A 16,197-nucleotide genomic window follows, 5' to 3' on the forward strand; every position below is an offset into this window, starting at 1 on the left:
GTGCGCAGTGGCCGGCTTCGACGATGTGCGCCGCGACCGCGCGCATTCGGCCGAGACGGCGGGCGCCGACATGCTCGTGGCCGAGTCCGAGAGCATGCGCGCGCTGCTTGGGGAAGTCGACACATTCGCCGACTGCGACACGAGCGCGTGCTCGTGCACGGCGAGACCGGGACCGGCAAGGAGCGCATCGCCGAGCTTTTACACCGCAAGCACAGCCGCTACGGCACGGGGCCGTTCGTCGCCGTGAACTGCGGCGCGATTCCGGACGGGCTGTTCGAGTCGCTCTTCTTCGGACATGCGAAGGGCTCCTTCACGGGCGCAGCGCTCGCGCACAAGGGCTACTTCGAGCAGGCCGACGGCGGCACGCGCTTTCTCGACGAAATCGGCGACTTGCCACTCTACCAGCAGGTGAAGCTCCTGCGCGTGCTGGAGGACGGCACGGTCACGCGCATTGGCTCGGCCACGCCGCTGAAGGTGGATTTTCTCCTCGTGGCGGCCACCAACCGGCAGTTGCCGCAACGGGTGAAGGAGGGCAACTTTCGCGCCGACCTCTATTACCGGCTTGCCGTGATCGAGCTGATCGTACCGTCACTCGAAGAGCGCGGCGCGGTGGACAAGATCGCGCTCTTCAAGGCCTTCGTCGCGTCGGTGGTGGGCTCGGAGCGGCTCGGGGCGCCGCCGGAGCTGCCTTACTGGCTGGCCGACTCGGTGGCCTCGATGCGCTTTCCGGGCAATGCGCGCGAGCTGCGCAACCTGGCCGAACGCGTCGGCGTGACGGTGCGGCAGATGGGCGACTGGGACGCGCCGCGCCTGCGCCGGCTGCTGGCGGCCCTGGAGGCAAACGCCTGGCGGCGCAAGGACACCGCCCAATACCTGGGCATCAGTCGCCAAGTGTTGTGGGAAAAGATCCGCAAATACCAAATTTTCGACGATGAGCCCGCAACCGGTGAAAGTGAGTAATAATTGTGCGATTTTGTAAAATCGTACAAAAGAACAGTACAAAAACAGGGGCTTCATGAACGACAAGTGGAGAGTTCGGCAAGTCGCGGTGGTGGCGCTGATGCTGCTCGGCGGCGTGCAGGCCGGTTGCGCGCAAGCGCTGGCTGATCAGGCAAACGCGCAGGCCAAAGCGCAATCGGCGGCGCAGACGACGGCCAGCGTGGCCGCGAACACGGCCGTGAGCACGGTGGCGGAACAGGACCCGGCGGCCGCGTCCGTGCAGCCGCAGGCGCAATCCGCCGCGCAGCCCTTGCCCGGCGCACCGGTCGCGCTCACGCCGGAGGAGGCGCAGCAGAACGCGGCGGGCAATGTGGCCGAACTGCAGCAGATGATCCACGGCTCCGATCTCAACGAATTGCGCACGACCTACAACGGCACCTACGGCGCAAGCCTGCTGTTCTACGGCAAGGAGATGACCTATTACGTGGCGCTGTTCCAGAACAAGACGTTCTGGCGCGTGATCAAGACCAGCGACGAAACGCGCGCCGAGGCGATCTACCGCGACTTCGTGCAGAAGACGCTGCAGTTGTCGGATGTCGAGATCCGCCGCACGCGCCTCGAAGCCCAAAAGGCGTTCACGGCCCGCATGATTGCGCTCACGCAGGACCACGCGAATCGCCTGCAGGCCGACCTCGCGATCGCCCGCCAGCAGCAGGCGCTCGTCGCGGATCAGCAGAAGCAGACGCGTGCTCAGGCCAATGCGCTCCAGGTCGAGAAGGCGGCGGCGCAGGATCAACTGCGCGCGGTACAGCGCCAGGTGCAGGAGCTACAGCGTCAGGTGGAGGGCGGCTTGCCGGATCAGTAAGGCGCACTGGGGCGCAGGCGCCGGGCCTCATCGGTGGGGGCCGGTCCGGCGATCCGGTTTATAGCGCGAAGAGGCAATGTCAAACGAAGGCGGGCGTCCATGACGCGCCGCCTTCGTTGTTTTTGGGCGGGATGATTTTGCGGCCTTAGTGCTTGCCGTGATGATGCTTGCCGTGGTCCTTCTCAGTGTCTTCGGCGGACTTGTGCTTCGTGGGCGGCGGGTCGATGGCGATCGGGTCGCTCGCCGGGAAAGTTTCTTCCAGCGCCTCGTCGAGCGCGTCGTCCTGCGAGGGCTGAGGGGACTTCGGTTTGGATGAGCTCATGGCGTTCTCCGGGGCGAAGAGAGTCGCTTTCAGAATAGCGCAAAGGGAAGCGTCATGAGCGTCTGGCTGTGCGGCGCACGCGTTTGCCTCGCGGGCTGCAGACCAGAACGAACACAGGCGCGTCGCGCGCGCCTGTGCATCGTGAGACCGGCCGTTGCTGAAAATAGCGCGCGTGGGGCGCGCACGCACGGCTTAGCTGTTGTTCGAGCCTTCGCCGCCGTTGCCACCGTTGTTCACGGAGCCGTAGAGCCGGCGGCGGCGCGTGACGACCACCGGGCCGTCCTGGGCGGGGCGCTCGGACGAAGCGGGCGCCGACCACGATTCGCGCGGCTCGCGCTCTCTGGGCTCACGCGATTCGCGGGGCTCGCGCGGGCCATGGCCACCGTGGTTGCCATAGTTGCCGTGCGGGCCGCGGCTCGTGTGCTCGCCGTGCGAGGGGCGCGGCGTGCGCGGGCCCGGACGCGTGCCGGTGTCAAGCTGGATCGTGGAAATGGCGCGTTTGTAGATGCCTTGCAGGCCGACAGGCGTGCGCAGCATCACCAGGTACTGATCGAACGACTCGATGCATCCGGTCAGGCGAATGCCGTTGACCAGATAGATTTCGACGCGCTTGCGCTCTTTGCGCGCGGCGTTCATGAAGTCGTTTTGCGGGTGCGATTCTGCGGAAGGCATGGACGAATTTTGACCAGGCGGCTCAGTGCCGCAATTCAATTGGAAACGTTTGCTCGCCAGAATTCTACCTTGTGCCGGCGAAGCGCGCGTGCGTTGACATACTCTACTGTAGAACTATACCGGCTCGCGGCCGTCATCGCAGAATCAGGGAGCGTGCATGACGCATGCCAGTCAAGATACATGAAAGCGGGCTCGAACTGCGACAGTCGGGTACGGCCGGTCAGGTACGGCCAGTCAGGCACGATGTGTCAAGTATGGCCCGTCAACACGGTCGATTTGACGCAGGGGCAGCGCATACGTTCATAGCGTAGTGCAAAGCACGGGCGAATGTGTCACGGATTTCGGTGTATTTGCGCGTGATCGCAACAGACCTTTCCAGCGCCTTACTGTCATTCGATTGTCCAGTTTCGCGCGCCCGGGTTCCGTGCGGCGACGCACGTGCGTGGTGCCGACTTCCGGCTGCGCGACGCGATGTGGCGCCCGTTTCGTGCCCGCCCCAGAACGGTCCCGCAAATAAAAATGGCACGACCGCAGTGCGCCAGGAATAAGCCCTCGCCGCGCTGCGTTTATCAACATGTCGACGCTCGCGGTTCAAGGTGAGCCGCACGCCACGTTCGCATTGCGCCGGCAGTTCGCTGTCCCTGGTAACCCGGCAATACCGGGTAGTCGCCTGGTCAATGGTTTGCCGGGCATCCTCAAACGGGAGATGACCATGAAACGGACTCGCCTTGTTCTTGCCTGTCTTTTCTGTCTGACGATGGCGGCGGTCTCGGGTTCGCTGGCCGCGTGCAGCGGGATGAATTCGGGCAGCGGCAGCTCGTCGAGCAGCTCGGGTGGTTCTTCAGGTGGCTCTTCGGGCGGATATTGATTGCGTAAAACATTGCTCTATTGACCGCGCCCCTGGCTGCCGCGCGCCATGCTGCGCCGTCCGTCCGCGGAGTTCGAAGCGCAAGTGGTCGCGCAGCTCGCGCCCATGCGCCGCTACGCGCGTGCGCTCACGGGCGATGCCGCGTGGGCCGACGATCTCGTGCAGGACGCTGCCGAGCGAGCGCTTTCGCGCGCGTCGTCGTTCCGGCCCGATAGCAATCTGCGCGCCTGGTTGCTGACGATCCTGCGCCACATCTACATCGACCAGCTGCGCGGCCGGCGCGAGATTGCGGTGGACGACGAAAGCGCGCCGTGGCGCACGCTCGAAGCGCCGCACGGCGAGGTCGACGGCCTCGTGCTGCGCGACGTGCAGCGCGCGCTCTATCTGCTTCCCGCCGCGCAGCGCGAGGTGCTGCTGCTGGTGTGCGTGGAGGAACTGAGCTATCAGGAGGCGTCCACGGTGCTCGGCGTGCCGGCGGGCACGGTGATGTCGCGTCTTTCGCGTGCGCGCGAGCATTTGCGCGTGCTGCTGGACACGGGGCCGGTGCAGGATCCGGCGCGGCGCGCCGCGCCGCTCAGGGTGGTGGGGACCACGCGATGAACGACGACGAATTCGAACGCGAACGCGAGCGCGCGAGCGCCCATCCCGCACCGCCAGCTTCGCCCGATGGCGGGGCGGCGCCCGGCGCGACGCCGCCGTCGGCCCCCTCGGCAGCCTCGGCTGTTCCCGACAGCGACACAGACGCCGATTTTGCCGTGCTGGGCGCCTATATCGACGACGAATTGCCGCCGGACGAACGCGCGGCGCTGCAGGCGCGGCTGGCGTCCGACGAGCGCGCCGCGCAGCGCGTCGCCGCCTGGCGTGCGCAGAAGGCCGCGTTGCAAACGCTTTGCCGCGCCGGCGACGAGGCGGCGTCGCCCGGTTATGTGGTGCTGAGGCGTCGCGATCCGTGGTGGCGGCGCGCGGGCCTCGCGGCGGCGTGGGCCGTCGCGGGCGCGGGCTTCGCGGTGGCGGCGGGCACGCTGATGCCGCAATGGTTCCCGGACGCCACATGGGGCGGCGCCACGCGCGATGCCGCGGTCGCGGGACTCGACCCCGCGTTTCTGGCGCGTGACGCGGAAAGCTTCGCGCGGCGTGCCGACGTGGCCTATGCCGTGTACTCGCCTGAAGTGCGCCATCCCGTGGAAGTGGGCGCCGCGGACGAAGCGCATCTCGTCGCGTGGCTCTCGAAGCGGCTCGGCAAACCGCTCGCGATTCCGCCGCTCGGCGAATACGGCTACGCGCTCGTCGGTGGGCGGCTCTTGCCCGGCGCGGCCGGGCCGGCGGCGCAATTCATGTATCAGAACCGCGCCGGCGCGCGGCTCACGCTCTACGTGAGCACGTCGGGTCGCAGCCGCGATGCGGTGCATCTGCTGAGCGACGGCAGCCGCCGCACCTTCTACTGGAGCACCGATGGCATGGGCTACGCGCTCTCCGGCCCGGCGACGGAGACGCGCCTGCGCTCGATCGCGTACGAGGTGTGCGGCGCGCTCGGCGGCACGCGGGCGCAATGGTGACAGACGGTGACGGGCGCGCGATGGAACCCGAGAGAACGGATACGTCCCGCGTGCTGCCGCCTGGCATGAGCGCGGCGCGCTTCGCGCGTGCGCTCGCCGCGTTCGAGTTGATCGTGGGCGCGCCCAATGTCTGCCGTGGCGGCGCCGCGCTCGCACCGTATTTCGATCCGTTCGCCCCCGTCGAGGATGCGCGCATGTTCGCGCCCTCGGCGGCGCTCCTGCCGGCCAACGTCGATGAGATCCGCGCGATCCTGCGCGTGGCCAACGCGGCGCGCGTGCCGCTCTGGAGCGTCTCCACGGGCCGCAACTTCGCGTATGGCGGCGCGGCCCCGCGCCTCGCGGGCTCGGTCGTGCTGGACCTGCAGCGCCTGAACCGCGTGCTCGACGTGGACGAACGGCTCGCCTGGGCGCTCGTCGAGCCCGGCGTGAGCTACTTCGATCTCCACGCGCATTTGCGCGAACGCGGCCTGAAGCTGTGGGTGGACCCGTCTGCGGCGGGCTGGGGCAGCGTGATCGGTAATACGCTCGAGCGCGGCTTCGGCACCACGGCCTACGGCGATCATGCGGCGGCGCTGTGCGGCATGGAAATCGTGCTTGCCAATGGCGACATCGTGCGCACCGGCATGGGCGCGCTCACGACGGGCACGGCGTGGCAACTCTACAAGCCGGGCTACGGCCCCGCATTCGACGCGCTCTTCACGCAATCGAACTACGGCATCGTCACGAAGATGGGGCTCTGGCTGATGCCCGCGCCGCCCGCTTACGTGATCGGCGAAATCCAGTTTGCGCGCGAGGACGATCTGGGCGCGGTCGTCGATACGCTGCGAGGCTTGCAGCTGGGCGGCACGATCGCGCAGCACGCGGTGATCGAAGGTGCGATCCGCCGCGCGGCCGGCATTGCGCCGCGCGCGCGCTGGTACACGGGCGAGGGGCCAATGCCCGAGGCAGCCGTTGCGGCCATGCAGCGCGACCTCGATATCGGCCGCTGGAACCTCCATTACGCGCTCTACGGCGACCCCGATGTGATCGAGTTGCAGCGGCGCATCGTCGAGCGCGCGTTCGCGCAGGTGCCGCACGCGCGTGCGTTCGCGAAGCGCTATGCGGGCAGCGAGGAGCCGCAGGACGGCGGCGACCGCAATATGGCCGGCATTCCGTCGATGAGCGCCTTTCGCATGCTCGACTGGCGCGGCGGCGAGGGCGCTCACGTGGACTTCTCGCCGCTGTGTCCCGCCGACGGACGCGACGCGCTGCGCCAGTACGCGCTCGTGAAGGCGCGCGCGTCGGAATACGGCTTCGATTACTACGGCGGCTTCACGGCGGCGGGGCGCTGCCTGCATCATGTGTTCGCGGCGATCTTCGCGCGCGAGCGGCGCGACGACGCGGCCCGCGCAGGCGACCTGCTGCGCGCGCTGATGAGCGATGCGCGCGCGGCGGGCTACGGCGTCTACCGTTCGCATCTTCTCTACATGGATTACGCGGCGGCGCAGTACGATTTCAACGATGGCGCGCTGCTGCGGCTCGCGCAGACGGTGAAGGACGCGCTCGATCCGCAGGGCGTGCTCGCGCCGGGCAAGCAGGGCGTGTGGCCGGCGGCGTGGCGCGCAATGCGCGGCTATACGTGATGCTTGTGACGCTCGCGTATGTGTGGATGCGTACATGTGTGCATGCGTGTGTGAGGCAAGCACCGCGATGAGGGTGACGCGATGAAGCGGCGGACGTTTCTCTACGCGACGGGTGGGGCGCTAGCGGCGGCGGCATGCGCTGCGCGCGCCGCGACACGCCCGCTCGATGCACTTGCGCTACAAAGCCCGCAGCAACGGCCGACGCCACACCCGGTGCGCATGGCCGTCTACGATCCGGCGCTGGCACAGGGCCGCTCGCTTGCGCGCGCGGCGGCGCGCATGAGCATGCCGGCGTTCGCAGTCGGAGAAGATTTCGGCAGCGATATCGGCATGCTGTGGCATGCACAGCTTGCATGTCGCTTCGAAACCCGCGCTGACACACCGGTCGTCGCGCACTGCGTGCTTTCTGCGTTACGCGCCTCCGACCGCTTCGTGCTGGAGCGTCTCGCCGCGCCGCACCGTTGCATCGTGCTCGACGTACCGCGGACTTGAAGCGGCAGACTCAAGCCGCGCTCGCCTTGCTCATCCTGGCGATCTCTTCGTCGCGCAGCGCACGCCGCAGGATCTTGCCGATATTGCTTTGCGGCAGCGTCTCGCGAAACTCCACGAGGCGCGGCACCTTGTAGCCCGTGAGTTGCTGGCGGCAAAACTGGATCAGCGCGTCCTCGGTGAGCGCGGGGTCGCGGCGCACGATGAACACCTTCACGCGCTCGCCCTGCACGGGGTCGGGCACGCCGATGGCCGCCACCGCGCGCACGCCCGGATGCTGCGCGATCACGTCTTCGATTTCGTTCGGGTAGACGTTGAAGCCCGAGACCAGGATCATGTCCTTCTTGCGGTCGATCAGGCGGATATAGCCGCGCGCATCCATGACGCCGATGTCGCCGGTCGCCAGCCACCCATCGTTGACAAAGACGCGCGCGGTCTCGTCGGGGCGCATCCAGTAGCCCTTCATCACCTGTGGACCTTTCACGCACAGCTCACCCGGCTCGTTCAGATTCGCCCACGTGCCGTCGTCGCGGCGAAAGCGCACCTGGGTGGAGGGCGCGGGCAGCCCGATCGATCCCTCGAAGTCCTGAAGATGTCCGATATCGACGGGATTCATCGCCACGATGGGCGAGCATTCGGTGAGCCCATAGCCCTCGACGATCGGCTTGCCGGTGACGGCCTTGAAGCGCTCGGCAATGGCCTTCTGCGTGGCCATGCCGCCCCCCATCGCGAGCTTGAGCCCCGAAAAATCGCGCTGGCGGAATGCTTCGTTCTCGAGGAACGCGTTGTAGAGCGTGTTGACCGCGCTCATGCAGGTGAACGTTTCGTGACGCAGGATCTTCATGACGCGCGGCATGTCGCGCGGATTCGCGATCAGGATGTTGCGCGCGCCGATCGCCATGAAGATCAGCGCATTCACGGCGAGCGCATAGATGTGATAGAGCGGCAGCGGCGTGAGGATGGTCTCGGCCTTGTCCTCGAGCTGCCCCGCGATCCAGCCTTTCGCCTGGATCACGTTCGCGAGGATCGTGCCGTGCGTGAGCATCGCGCCTTTGGCCACGCCCGTGGTGCCGCCCGTGTATTGCAGGAAGGCGAGATCGTCGAGTGTTGCGCTGAGGGGGGCGCGCGGCGCGCGCGCGCCCTGCGAGAGCGCGTCGAGCAGGCGCACCACGTGCACGCCGGGCGGCAGCCGGAACGCGGGCACGAGCTTCTTCACATGGCGCAGCATGAAGTTGATGAAGCGGCCCTTGAGGTTGAAGCCTTCGCCCAGCAGGTCGCCCAGTTGCGTGAGGACGACGCGCTCGATGCGCGTGCCGGGCAGCGCGTCTGCCAGCGTCTTTGCGAAGCTCTCGAACACCACGATGGTCTGCGCGCCGCTGTCCTTCAGTTGATGCGCGAGTTCGCGCGCCGTGTAGAGCGGGTTGACGTTCACGATGACCGCGCCGGCCTTGAGCGCGCCGAATAGCGCGACCGGATACTGCAACGTATTGGGCAGCATGATGGCGACGCGCTCGCCGGGCTTCACGCCCGCGCCCTGCAGCCAGGAGCCGAATGCGGTGGCCTTCTTTGCGAGCGTGCCGTAGGTCATTGGCGAGCCGGCGCTCACGTAGGCCACGCACTCGCGAAAGCGTGAGGTGCAGTCGTCGAAGAACTGGACCAGCGAGGCATATTGCGTCACGTCCACTTCATGCGGGACGCCCGGCGGGTACGAGGCATACCAGACGCCGTCCGTATCCGGGGCCGCGGCGTCGGCAAGCGCTTGCGCAGGCGGTGGCGGTGGCGGTGGCGGTGGCGTGGCGGTTTGCGCGGGGGCTGGGGTCGTTTCGTGCCGCGGCTGTTGCGGCGTATCGCTCATTCTCGTTCTCCGGGCGTAGCGTGGGTCCTCGCCGTATTGCATGGCGCCGTCGGCGTGTGCGGCGCGCCTGGCTTACACGACGCATTCATGATGCACCGCGCCGGGAAAGAAGGGCAGACAGAGTTTCCCCGCAGCGCTGTGCAGCGTCCAGGCCCGCTTCGTGCGATTGTGCGATTGCGCGGCGCGCCAAAAGAGAAGGCCGTGCGGGCGGTCGCCCGGCACGGCCTTGCTTTCGTGGTTCAGTGGTGGTGCAGTGTCGTGCACGCGTGCATTCGGGCAACGCCGCGGCGCCGCCCGAATGGTTGCCCGATGCTCAGGCGGTCACGTGCTTGGCGGTCTGTGTCATGTCGATGCCGCGCCGCTCGCGGCTGAACGGGATCAGCACGGCGATCACGACCGCCACCGTGCCCGCGACGATGGCCATTGCCATCGCATAGTTCTGGCCATGCGTTTGCGCGAGCGAGGCCTGCAGCGTGGCGTTCACCGAAGCCAGCAGGTTGCCGAGCTGATAGACGAGACCCGGGAAGGTCGCACGCACTTCGTCGGGCGAGATCTCGTTGAGGTGCACCGGGATCACGCCCCACGCGCCTTGCACGGAAATCTGCATGAGGAACGCACCGAGCGCGAGCAGCACGGGACCCGACGAGAACGCCCAGAGCGGCAGCACCGGCAGTGCGATCAGCGCCGCGATGAAGATGGCCTTGCGGCGGCCGATCTTCTCGGAAAACGAGCCGAAGAACAGGCCGCCCACGATCGCGCCGAGATTGAGCGTGATGGTGATGAGCGAAACCGTATGCGGATCGAAGTGGTGTTGTTCGCGCAGGAAGGTCGGATAGAGATCCTGCGTGCCGTGCGAGAAGAAGTTGAACGCCGTCATCAGCACGATCGCGTAGAGCGACAGGCCGAGATTGTGCTTGAGCGTGGTGAGCAGGGTCGGGCGCACACGCTTTTCCATCTCCTTGAAGGCCGGCGATTCGGGCACGTGAGCGCGCACATAGAGCACGAGCAGCGCGGGCAGCACGCCGACGAAGAACATGCCGCGCCAGCCGATGTACTGGTAGAGCACGCCGAACACGATCGAAGCGAGCAGATAGCCGCTCGGATAGCCCGCTTGCAGCAGGCCCGAGACGAAGCCGCGCGCCTTCGGCGGAATGGTCTCCATGGTGAGCGCGGAGCCCACGCCCCATTCGCCGCCCATCGCCACGCCAAAGAGCGCGCGCAGGACGATGAAGGTCGTGAGATTGGGGGAGAAGCCGGTGAGCAGCTCGAGGAACGAATAACACGCAATGTTGACCATCAGCGTGGGACGGCGACCGAATTTGTCGGCGAGCCGGCCGAAGATCAGCGCGCCGATTGGGCGCATGGCCAGCGTGATCGTAATGGCAAAGGCGACAGCGGGAATTTGGGTGTTGAATTCAGTGGCGATGTCTTTCAGAACGAAAACCATTAGAAAGAAATCGAATGCGTCGAGCGTCCACCCCAAATACGCTGCGATCGTGACGTTTCTCTGTTCTCGCGTCCAGCTCATTTCATTGTTCTCCTCATAGGCACGCGCACTGCCTTGTCTCCCGGCGATGCGCGTGTGGCTTGCTCCGCCCCGCGCGACGAGCGTCGTACGAGTGTACGCCCGGCATTAAACATTTGCATGAAAGCCCGGCGCAACCCGGGCTAATCCCTGGAACACGGCTTTATCGGGCCTTATCAAATGAAAGGTTTTTGTTTTAATAGTAATTAAAATGTAATTAACATGAATTGGAAATTGAATGCCCTTCGAATGACCTACGCACGTACACGCCGAGGCGTGATCCATTCTGATTCGATCGGACAAGTAGACAAGCGGGGCAAGCGGGGGCAACGCCGCGGATGATCGTTTGCAATCCTGATTGCATTTGGGGGCGTGCGCCGCAAGGATTCGCGGCGCATCGGGCAGGGGAATGGAGAAGGCAGTCGTTCAGCGTTGCAGCAGCCATTGGGCGGCGCGGGATACGACCGAATCCCAGTCGCCCATGGCCGTCTGGCGCAGCACATGGGCATCGCGCATCCAGGGCGAGCGCGTACCGTTAGCGCCCCAGCGCCATTCGCCGGCCGGATTGACGAGCACGGCAGTGGGTTTGCCGCTCATGACGGCGAGATTGGCCACGCCCGAGTCGACGCTGATTGCAGCGTCCAGATGCGCGATGCAGGCCGCGGTATCGCCGAACGTCATGATGCCTGGCGCGTAGTGGGTGAGGCTCCCGCGCGGCGAGCCGCCCATCATTTCCGCAACAGGATGATGAAGGCTGACGAAGTGAACGCGGCTCGTGAGCTGCGGGTTCGTGGTGAGGCGCTCGAGCGCCTCGAGCGGCAAGCTGCGCAGGCCCGCCCAGCTGCGTTCCTTGCTGCGCATATCGCGGGCATGGCGTTGCGAGCAATCCCAGAACACGCCAACCAGTGTCTTGCCCGGGTGCCGCGCGCGCAACGCACTCGCCCAGCTTGCCGCGCGGTCGTGCTCGGCCAGCGGTGCGCGGATAAAGGCTTCGAAATAGGGCGAGGGGCGCGGCTCGTCGCAAGCGGCGAGCATCGGCAGATGCAGCAGCGTCGCCTGCAGGGTCGGCGCAAATGTCTGCACGGCGGGTAGCGTCTTGGCGTCGATCGGCGAGCGCGGCGCCATCGGACGGCGCGCCGCCACGACCCGACAATCCGGTAACGACGCCTCGATGACGCTGTGGATCGCCGCGTCGCAGAGCACCATGATCTCTGCGCCGGCGTCGCGCCAGAGACGGATGCTGCCATATAGCATGAACTGGTCGCCATAGCCCATCTGGTGCGTGACCAGCACGCGCTCGCCGCGCAGGTCGCGCTGCCCGTCCCACATCGGCACCGCACTGTAGCGGTAGTTGCCGCTGTCGCCGGCGTTGCGCCAGATCCAGTGCTGGAAGCCGCGTGCGTCGCCCGTGCTCAGCAGCGCCTCGGCCAGCCATTTGTGCACCCGCAGCTTGTCGGCGTCGTGATCTTCAGCCGGGTTCAGCAAGGCGCGTTCCAGCAATGCGATCGCGCCCGCCGTGTCGCCGCTCAGGTACAGGTCGCGTCCGAGCCTCGCCTGATAGAACAGCGGCGACCAGTCGAGCGGCGCGAAGTCGAGCCAGGTCTGCACCGCTTGCGCGTGCCGGCCGAGCAGGCGCAGCGCGCGGGCGCGCGCGTGCACGAAGCCGCGGTGGCGCGGGTCGAGTGCCAGGCCCTTTTCGGCCCACGGCAGCATTTGCTCGTCGCGTCTCACGCGGACGAGCGCTTCGCAAATCTGGAGCAGAGGGGTGGGGTCGGAAGGACTGCGGGCGTGCGCGACGAAGGCCTTGAGGAGTTGCTGTTCCGGATCGTGGGACATCGGCGGGGCGTCAGAAGCTGTTTGTCAGATAAATCCTAGCGACGCCCGACAATGGCCGATATCGGAGGCTTCTTAAAATTGCGCCGATGCGCGCGCCACGGGCAACCTGTTCGTCCCGCAGCACGGACGCACATTTTCGAACATAATGAACGACCGTGCTTTTCCTGATTCACGTGACTGGACAGAGTCACTAGAATCGGTTTGATCCTCGCGGATTCCACGATGCGGAATCCATGCGGGCCAGCAGTGCGATCAGGGCCAGCGCCGCTCGGCGGCCTGGCGCAATCGGCGGGCGTTGCCGCGCAGCGCACGCCCGCCGGCAGACATCAAGGAGACGCAAGCATGCAGGTCAGAGAATTGTTCGAACTGGGCGGGCAGGTGGCACTCATCACGGGCGGCTCGCGCGGGCTCGGGCTGCAGATGGCCGAGGCGCTCGGCGAAATGAGCTGCCGCGTCGTCATCACGGCGCGCAAGGCCGACGAACTGAAGGAGGCGCAGCAGCATCTGCAGGCGCGTGGCATCGAGGCCACGACGATCGTGAGTGACCTGCAGCGCCCCGAGGCCGTCAAGCCGCTCGTCGACGCGACGCTGGCGGCGTACGGCCAGATCGACATTCTCGTGAACAATGCGGGCGCGACCTGGGGGGCGCCGGCGGAGGACTATCCCGACGAGGCGTGGCACAAGGTCATGAACCTCAACGTCAACGCGCCGTTCTTTCTCGCGCGCGAAGTGGGCAAGCGCTGCATGATTCCCGCGCGGCGTGGCAAGATCATCAACATCGCGTCGATCGCGGGCCTGAAGGGCGCGCTCGGTCCCATGCAGACCATCGCGTACAACACGTCAAAGGCCGCGGCCATCAACTTCACGCGCGCGCTCGCCGCGGAATGGGGCAAGTACGGCATCAATGTGAATGCGATCTGCCCGGGCTTCTTCCCCTCGAAGATGTCGTCGGGGCTGCTCGACACGCTCGGTCAGACGGTGATCGAGCGCACGCCGCTGCAGCGCCTGGGCGACGAAAGCGATCTCAAGGGCGCCGCCGTGTTTCTCGCGAGCGCCGCGTCGCGCCATATCACCGGCCAGTATCTGGCGATCGACGGCGGCGCGAGCATCGTCTGACGCCGCATTCGACGATGTGCGTCGCGCTCGAATCGTCATTGAGTCGCTATCGAGTGGCGCCATCGTTTGAATCGTAGTCCGAAGCAGATCAATGGACGGTCATGCGGCGCAGCGCTTGGCGTGGCATGACCGATTGTCTGGATTGCAAGACCTGCGCGCCGCACGTACCGGCGCGCATCCCACGAGACGAACACCTGCCATGCCCACGTCCGATACCGCCGTACCGTGCAACCGCTCGCCATACTGGCCTTCGCAACTCTCGCCGCACCTGAGCATTCCGGCCACGAACCTGTTCTATAACGCCGAGGTTTCGGCCGCGCGTTACCCGGACAAGCCGTTCATCGTCTTCTACGACACGCCCGTCACCTTCGCGCAGTTCAAGGACGAGGCCGAGCGTGTGGCGGGCTATCTGCAGACGCAATGCGGCGTGAAGGCCGGCGACCGCGTGCTGCTCTATATGCAGAACAGCCCGCAATGGGTGATCGCGTATTACGGCATTCTGCGCGCGAATGCCGTGGTCGTGCCCGTCAACCCGATGAACCTCACCGACGAGCTCGAGCACTACGTGGAAGACAGCGGCGCGACCACGGCGTTCGTGGCGCAGGATCTGTATCCGCGCATTGCGCCGCTGGTGGGCGAGGGCGCGGGACCGGGGCTGCGGCATCTGCTCGTCGCCACCTACAGCGACTATTTGAAGAACGAGCCGTTCTCGCCGCCGCCCGAGTTCGTCAGCGCGTCGCGCCACGTAGAAGGCCCGGGCGTTGCGCACTGGGCCGACGTGCTCGCGGCGCACTGCACGCCCGGCCCGCTCACCGCGGGGCCGGACGACCTGTGCGTGATGCCGTACACCTCGGGCACGACGGGCAAGCCCAAGGGCTGCATGCATACGCACCGCAGCGTGATGTGCACGGCCGTGGGCGGTTGCAACTGGTTCAGCAGCAATCAGGATGCCGTGCAGCTCTCCGTGCTGCCGCTCTTTCATGTGACCGGCATGCAGGGCGGCATGAACAGCCCGCTCTACAACGGCTCGACGGTGGTGATCCTGCCGCGCTGGGACCGCGACGCGGCGGCGCGCGCGATCGAGCATTACCGCATCAACGGCTGGCAGGCGATCGCGACAATGGTGGTCGACTTCATTTCGAATCCGCGCATTGGCGAATACGACCTGTCGAGCCTCGCCTGGATGCGCGGCGGCGGCGCGACCATGCCCGATGCCGTGGTCAAGAAGCTGCGCGATCTCACGGGCCTCGAGTTCGTGGAGGGCTACGGCATGTCCGAGACGATGGCCGCCACGCACATCAATCCGCCGCAGCACCCGAAGGCGCAGTGCCTCGGCATTCCGGTCTACGACGTCGATGCGCGCATCGTCGATCCGATCACGCTCGAAGAGGTGCCCGAGGGCGAGGCGGGCGAGCTGATCATGAGCGCGCCGCAAGTGATGCAGGGCTACTGGGGCAACCCCAAGGCCACCAGCGAGGCCTTCATCGAGCGCGACGGCAAGCGTTTTTTGCGCACCGGCGACCTTGTGCGACGCGACGCGGACGGCTATTACTTCATGACCGACCGCCTGAAGCGCATGATCAACGCGTCGGGCTACAAGGTGTGGCCGGCCGAAGTCGAAGCGCTCATGTACCGGCATCCGGCGATCAAGGAGGTCTGCATCATCGGCACGCAGGACCCCAAGCGCGGCGAGACCGTGAAGGCTGTCGTGGTGCTCGATCCGAAACAGGTCGGCAGCGTGAGCGAAGACGACATCGTCGCGTGGGCGCGCGAGAACATGGCCGCTTACAAGGCCCCGCGCATCGTGCAGTTTGTCGAGACGCTGCCGAAGTCGGGCAGTGGCAAGATCCTCTGGCGCAAGCTGCAGGAAGAGGAGGCCGCCGAGCGTTAAAGCACGCCTTGAACAGGCTTTAAGCGACACGCTTTAGTCGCGCTTTAACGCACCGAACCTCCTGCCTCGCGAGCCTCAGGCGCCGGCCAGCGCCGGCAGACCCGGCTCGCTCCAATCCCATCCTCCGTGCGGCGCCCCTGCGGGCGCTGCCTTCGATTCCGCGTGCTGCGCGGTGCGGCCCGGCGACCATTCGCCGGGCGCCTGCGCATTCTTGCGCCCGAGAATCGCCTCGCACAGAAAGTCGACGCTGTACGCCTTCAGCAGATGCGCATGGTGCGTTTCGATGTAGGCCGCAAGGCGCGCCGCTTCGCCCTGAATCGACGCGAGCGCGTAAAGCGTGGGTGCGTCCCAGCGAAAGCGCAGTCCGAGCTCGGCGAAAGCGGAATTGAACGCGCTCAACTGGTGATGCAAGTGGTGATCGTGCTCCGTGCCTCTCTGGCTGGCTGAAGAGTGGCTCATGGCTGCCTCCGTTCAAGTTCAGATGTCGTGAGCCAATCGTAGAAGCGCGAATGAATAAACGATAGTTAAAGTTTTTTTCGATTTATATAAAGCATCGTGTATGCATGTGCGCCACCAGCCGTAACGGGATGGGGCTACGCGTAAACCCGCTTGGTTACGCCCTCTCCGCTGATATATTGTAT

Annotated in this window: 13 protein-coding genes and 1 pseudogene; 8 read left to right on the forward strand and 6 right to left on the reverse strand. The window is 66.1% G+C overall.

Features of this window, described 5'->3' with window-relative positions; all coding sequences use genetic code 11:
* Nucleotides 1-37: 37 nt before the first annotated feature.
* Both BO1_RS49810 and BO1_RS05600 read left to right on the forward strand, forming a co-directional pair.
* Nucleotides 38-960: pseudogene (locus tag BO1_RS49810) on the forward strand (sigma 54-interacting transcriptional regulator); the annotation flags it as partial.
* A 55-nt stretch (nt 961-1,015) separates the two neighbouring features.
* Nucleotides 1,016-1,804: a DUF2968 domain-containing protein gene (locus tag BO1_RS05600; RefSeq protein ID WP_028216719.1), complete on the forward strand. Its 789-nt coding sequence runs from the start codon at nt 1,016-1,018 to the stop codon at nt 1,802-1,804.
* A 145-nt stretch (nt 1,805-1,949) separates the two neighbouring features.
* On the opposite strand, the gene BO1_RS60130 is transcribed toward BO1_RS05600, so the two are convergent.
* Together BO1_RS60130 and hfq are read right to left on the reverse strand one after the other, a co-directional pair.
* Nucleotides 1,950-2,126, reverse strand: coding sequence for a hypothetical protein (locus tag BO1_RS60130; protein ID WP_167338313.1), 177 nt, complete (start codon nt 2,124-2,126; stop codon nt 1,950-1,952).
* A gap of 192 nt (nt 2,127-2,318) precedes the next feature.
* Nucleotides 2,319-2,798: an RNA chaperone Hfq gene (gene hfq / locus BO1_RS05610; RefSeq protein WP_028216720.1), complete on the reverse strand. Its 480-nt coding sequence runs from the start codon at nt 2,796-2,798 to the stop codon at nt 2,319-2,321.
* A 916-nt stretch (nt 2,799-3,714) separates the two neighbouring features.
* Here hfq and BO1_RS05620 point away from each other — a divergent pair.
* The 4 genes from BO1_RS05620 (at nt 3,715) to BO1_RS05635 (ending at nt 7,336) form a co-directional block, all read left to right on the forward strand.
* Nucleotides 3,715-4,266 (forward strand): sigma-70 family RNA polymerase sigma factor, encoded by a 552-nt coding sequence (locus BO1_RS05620; protein WP_028216721.1) that lies wholly within the window; start codon nt 3,715-3,717, stop codon nt 4,264-4,266.
* Nucleotides 4,263-5,222 (forward strand): anti-sigma factor family protein, encoded by a 960-nt coding sequence (locus BO1_RS49815; RefSeq protein WP_245643718.1) that lies wholly within the window; start codon nt 4,263-4,265, stop codon nt 5,220-5,222. The genes BO1_RS05620 and BO1_RS49815 overlap by 4 nt, the downstream gene beginning before the upstream one ends.
* Before the next feature lie 20 nt (nt 5,223-5,242).
* On the forward strand, nt 5,243-6,844 hold the full coding sequence (locus BO1_RS05630) for an FAD-binding oxidoreductase (RefSeq protein WP_028216722.1): 1,602 nt from the start codon (nt 5,243-5,245) through the stop codon (nt 6,842-6,844).
* 81 nt (nt 6,845-6,925) lie between these two features.
* Entirely contained in the window at nt 6,926-7,336 is a 411-nt protein-coding gene (locus BO1_RS05635; protein WP_028216723.1) for a hypothetical protein, read from the forward strand.
* Between the two features lie 10 nt (nt 7,337-7,346).
* Here BO1_RS05635 and BO1_RS49820 read toward each other — a convergent pair whose 3' ends face one another.
* The 3 genes from BO1_RS49820 to BO1_RS49825 form a co-directional block, all read right to left on the reverse strand.
* The gene (locus BO1_RS49820; RefSeq protein WP_084687775.1) at nt 7,347-9,188 is read right to left on the reverse strand and encodes an AMP-binding protein; all 1,842 of its coding nucleotides are present in this window, start codon (nt 9,186-9,188) and stop codon (nt 7,347-7,349) included.
* A gap of 313 nt (nt 9,189-9,501) precedes the next feature.
* Nucleotides 9,502-10,716: an MFS transporter gene (locus BO1_RS05650; protein WP_028216725.1), complete on the reverse strand. Its 1,215-nt coding sequence runs from the start codon at nt 10,714-10,716 to the stop codon at nt 9,502-9,504.
* Nucleotides 10,717-11,139: 423 nt separating this feature from the next.
* The gene (locus BO1_RS49825; RefSeq protein WP_043283874.1) at nt 11,140-12,549 is read right to left on the reverse strand and encodes a glycosyltransferase family protein; all 1,410 of its coding nucleotides are present in this window, start codon (nt 12,547-12,549) and stop codon (nt 11,140-11,142) included.
* Nucleotides 12,550-12,891: 342 nt separating this feature from the next.
* Between BO1_RS49825 and BO1_RS05660 the strand changes: the two genes are divergently transcribed.
* On the forward strand, nt 12,892-13,665 hold the full coding sequence (locus BO1_RS05660; protein ID WP_028216726.1) for an SDR family oxidoreductase: 774 nt from the start codon (nt 12,892-12,894) through the stop codon (nt 13,663-13,665).
* Nucleotides 13,666-13,864: 199 nt separating this feature from the next.
* The gene (locus BO1_RS05665; RefSeq protein ID WP_028216727.1) at nt 13,865-15,556 is read left to right on the forward strand and encodes a long-chain fatty acid--CoA ligase; all 1,692 of its coding nucleotides are present in this window, start codon (nt 13,865-13,867) and stop codon (nt 15,554-15,556) included.
* A gap of 75 nt (nt 15,557-15,631) precedes the next feature.
* On the opposite strand, the gene BO1_RS05670 is transcribed toward BO1_RS05665, so the two are convergent.
* On the reverse strand, nt 15,632-16,015 hold the full coding sequence (locus tag BO1_RS05670) for a hypothetical protein (RefSeq protein ID WP_028216728.1): 384 nt from the start codon (nt 16,013-16,015) through the stop codon (nt 15,632-15,634).
* Between the last annotated feature and the right edge of the window lie 182 nt (nt 16,016-16,197).

It is taken from the genome of Paraburkholderia oxyphila NBRC 105797, from assembly GCF_000685075.1.
Lineage (GTDB): Bacteria > Pseudomonadota > Gammaproteobacteria > Burkholderiales > Burkholderiaceae > Paraburkholderia > Paraburkholderia oxyphila.

Excerpts from the sequence above, each read along its gene's own strand:
- BO1_RS49815 (WP_245643718.1), top strand. The coding sequence starts at position 4,263 with ATGAACGACGACGAATTCGAACGCGAACGCGAGCGCGCGAGCGCCCAT.
- BO1_RS05635 (WP_028216723.1), top strand. The coding sequence starts at position 6,926 with ATGAAGCGGCGGACGTTTCTCTACGCGACGGGTGGGGCGCTAGCGGCG.
- BO1_RS05665 (WP_028216727.1), top strand. The coding sequence starts at position 13,865 with ATGCCCACGTCCGATACCGCCGTACCGTGCAACCGCTCGCCATACTGG.
- BO1_RS05660 (WP_028216726.1), top strand. The coding sequence starts at position 12,892 with ATGCAGGTCAGAGAATTGTTCGAACTGGGCGGGCAGGTGGCACTCATC.
- hfq (WP_028216720.1), bottom strand. The coding sequence starts at position 2,798 with ATGCCTTCCGCAGAATCGCACCCGCAAAACGACTTCATGAACGCCGCG.
- BO1_RS05600 (WP_028216719.1), top strand. The coding sequence starts at position 1,016 with ATGAACGACAAGTGGAGAGTTCGGCAAGTCGCGGTGGTGGCGCTGATG.
- BO1_RS49825 (WP_043283874.1), bottom strand. The coding sequence starts at position 12,549 with ATGTCCCACGATCCGGAACAGCAACTCCTCAAGGCCTTCGTCGCGCAC.
- BO1_RS49820 (WP_084687775.1), bottom strand. The coding sequence starts at position 9,188 with ATGAGCGATACGCCGCAACAGCCGCGGCACGAAACGACCCCAGCCCCC.
- BO1_RS05620 (WP_028216721.1), top strand. The coding sequence starts at position 3,715 with ATGCTGCGCCGTCCGTCCGCGGAGTTCGAAGCGCAAGTGGTCGCGCAG.
- BO1_RS60130 (WP_167338313.1), bottom strand. The coding sequence starts at position 2,126 with ATGAGCTCATCCAAACCGAAGTCCCCTCAGCCCTCGCAGGACGACGCG.
- BO1_RS05670 (WP_028216728.1), bottom strand. The coding sequence starts at position 16,015 with ATGAGCCACTCTTCAGCCAGCCAGAGAGGCACGGAGCACGATCACCAC.
- BO1_RS05630 (WP_028216722.1), top strand. The coding sequence starts at position 5,243 with ATGGAACCCGAGAGAACGGATACGTCCCGCGTGCTGCCGCCTGGCATG.
- BO1_RS05650 (WP_028216725.1), bottom strand. The coding sequence starts at position 10,716 with ATGAGCTGGACGCGAGAACAGAGAAACGTCACGATCGCAGCGTATTTG.